Genomic DNA, 2,785 nt, shown 5'->3' with positions numbered 1-2,785 from the left:
AGAGTACATCACATTAACTGGAAGCCTTGCTCCCGGTCCTGATTACAAGCTTTACCTGTCAACCGAGTTTGTCGAAACTGAATCTGATTTTAATCGATTAAAAGACAACATGGTTCGCATTGGTAATGTTAAGACTTTCGAAAACTTCGTGGTCAAAATACCGAAAGGAATCGATGTATCTAAATATAATACGGTCATTGTATGGTGTGAGACATTTGGTGAGTTTATCACATCAGCTAAATACCAAAAATGAGCCACTCCTAACAAACAATTTAAGAGTGACTTCCAACGCGTGGCAGTTTCACTTCGATTTGAAATTTATGTTTACGGTGCAATGGTTTAGCTTGGGTGTTACAGCGTTGTCGCACCTTAATTGGGCGTTATGTGTTTTTTGAGGTGAAGAGTGTTTCTTTATATATCAATATTGGCAGGCATTTACTTCATATACCGTTGTTATCAAAATGAATATGTTGGCATAAATAGGGTATTGTTAACCGTATTTATGCTCGCATACGCAACTCTGTATGTATTTGTTCCGCCATTTTTGGGGATGGCAAATCAATATGCAGGTCGAGCCTTTGAGTTGTTTCCAATAGGATGTTATTTTTTGGCTATGTTGCCGGACATGGATGAAGCGTCAGCAGAAGAAAAAGCGCTGGTTTTTCTAGCGTGGAGCGGTCTTGTTGTAATGGTAAGCTTTCTTGCGTATTTCAAGCTTTATGTTTGGTAATCGAAGGTTTCGCGTCATACACATAACAAACGCTTCAAGACGGATTCGCAACGCGTGGCATCTTTAAGATGCGTTAAGTTTAGTGATTTAGGTGGTGTGCGGAAACATCGCATTGCGTTGCTCACCACTTAAGCGGGCGTTAGTTTGCAAAAGTAGAAAAGCGTTTTTGGTCAAAGAGCTTAGTCTGGTTTCTGTGCTTTACACCTGCTCGTTTTGCGAAAGTTGTGCAACCAAATCTCATCGCGCGTAGAGTGTTTTTCGGCTCTTTGAGTTCAACGTTATTCATTTCTCCGCATCAGTAACTTTGGTCACCTAGTGCATCTCGCACGGCTTCTTTTTCTTGGTGGTTCCTTCGTAAAATAGTGGCTTTGTCGCACTTGGTTATCAGGTTGGTCGAATGAATCCTTTGTCAGCTAAAGTACTTCAAACTGTGGTTGTTTATCGCATGTCGCTTCTTAGCCAAGTTCGTTTTGTTGGTTGGGTTTGAGTTCCGTAGTTTTCAATTTTACATTAGTGTTCAAAGCCAGTAGTTTTGTAACCAATTCAGCGCCTTGGCGCTAAACTTTACCTGCATCATGTAAGCAAACTAACAAAGCGTTTAAGACAGATTCCCAACGCTCGGCATTTTCAGTTCAAGTCAGTTTTGGTGTTTACGGTGCAATGGTTTAGGTTAGGTGGCAGGCGTTGCTCACTACTTAACGCGGCGTTAGGTGTTTGGAAGGTCAAGCTATATATTTTGTGAATCATAAGTTAGAAATTAGCGTATAGAAAGCGACTTTTTAACTTAGGACTGCAAAATGACTCTACAAGAAGAAAGAACATCGAGAATTATTGAAATGGCGTGGGAAGATAGAACTCCGTTTGAGGCAATAGAATTACAATTTGGCTTGAATGAAGCTGAGGTTATTCGCTTCATGCGCAGCAAACTTAGAAGTGGCAGTTTTAAATTGTGGCGCTCTCGAGTTTCAGGACGTTTAACCAAACACGAAAAGCTGCGAAGTTCTGATATTACACGAGCTTATTGCCCAACTCAGTACAAGCATCGTGAACCCACACCTAACAAGCAATTTAAGCAGACTGTCAACTCTTGGCATTTTCAACTCGGTTTAGGTGTAGTGATTATGGTGGTAAATTTGAATCTATTGGTAGTGTTGTCAGCTACTTAATTGGGCGTTAGTTTTTCTCAAGAAAATCGCATAAAGGTTGAAGATGGTCTCATATAGAAATATGACTGAAGAAGAATTTCAGTGTTATAGGTTGTATTCCAATGAATTTAGAGGGCAAGAACTCGCTGCCGCAAAGCAAGTATCCCATGCTAAAGGGGTGCAGTTGGCAAACATGGAACTTGATGACTGTTTACCTCAGGGGTTAAAAACAGAAAATAATACTCTTCTGTGTCTCGAAGTTAAATTGAATGGTATTACATATGTAATTGGTTATTTCTGGTATTTTTTAGCAGAAACCTCAGCATTCATTTATGACTTCCAAGTTTTCCCTGAGTATCAAGGTAAAGGTTATGGCAGCCGCATATTTCAAGAATTGAATGAATTTTGGACTGGTAGTGGAATTGAACAGGTTGAATTATTAGTGGCTTACGATAATGAGCGAGCTTTTAAGCTTTATAAGGAAATTGGCTTTAAAGCGACAGGAATAAACATGGTCATGCAGACAAAAAACTAACAAACAATTTAAGAGTGACTCCTAACGCTTGCCGATTTTACTCCGATTTGAACTTTGTGTTTACGGTGTAATGGTTTAGCTCAGGTTTTATAGCGTTGTCGCACCTTAATTGGGCGTTATGTTACTCATTGAAATTCCGCATAAAACTGGTAATTAGCTCTCATCTTTTGTTGCTCGCTTATCCTAAGCTGTATAGGTCAATCCAACTTGAGGTACTCGCTATGAGCATAGAACGTCATGGAATTACAATAGGTATTGAGCGCATTGGCTCGGAATCTGTTTTAGTGTTTAAGGCTACAGGTAAACTCACTCATAAGGACTATGAAGCAATTGTTCCTGTCTTGGATTCTAGCTTAAAGGGTATCAACTCAAAGC

3 protein-coding genes and 1 pseudogene are annotated in these 2,785 nt (G+C 39.7%); all 4 read left to right on the top strand.

Annotated features, from left to right (window positions below; all coding sequences use genetic code 11):
* On the top strand, nucleotides 1-253 hold a 253-nt coding region (locus F0249_RS19630; protein WP_171757597.1), incomplete at its 5' end, for a DM13 domain-containing protein.
* Between the two features lie 249 nt (nucleotides 254-502).
* Nucleotides 503-730, top strand: a complete 228-nt coding sequence (locus F0249_RS19625) for a hypothetical protein (protein ID WP_253825357.1) — start codon at nucleotides 503-505, stop codon at nucleotides 728-730.
* Nucleotides 731-1,527: 797 nt separating this feature from the next.
* Nucleotides 1,528-1,776: pseudogene (locus F0249_RS19620) on the top strand (TIGR03643 family protein); the annotation flags it as partial.
* A gap of 181 nt (nucleotides 1,777-1,957) precedes the next feature.
* Nucleotides 1,958-2,410, top strand: a complete 453-nt coding sequence (locus tag F0249_RS19615) for an N-acetyltransferase (RefSeq protein WP_088729602.1) — start codon at nucleotides 1,958-1,960, stop codon at nucleotides 2,408-2,410.
* Nucleotides 2,411-2,785 lie beyond the last annotated feature (375 nt).

Source organism: Vibrio sp. 03-59-1 (assembly GCF_013114135.1).
Taxonomy (GTDB): Bacteria; Pseudomonadota; Gammaproteobacteria; order Enterobacterales; family Vibrionaceae; genus Vibrio; species Vibrio cortegadensis.
Note: the sequence above shows the minus strand (reverse complement) of the source record. Positions and strands in the feature narration are given on the sequence as shown.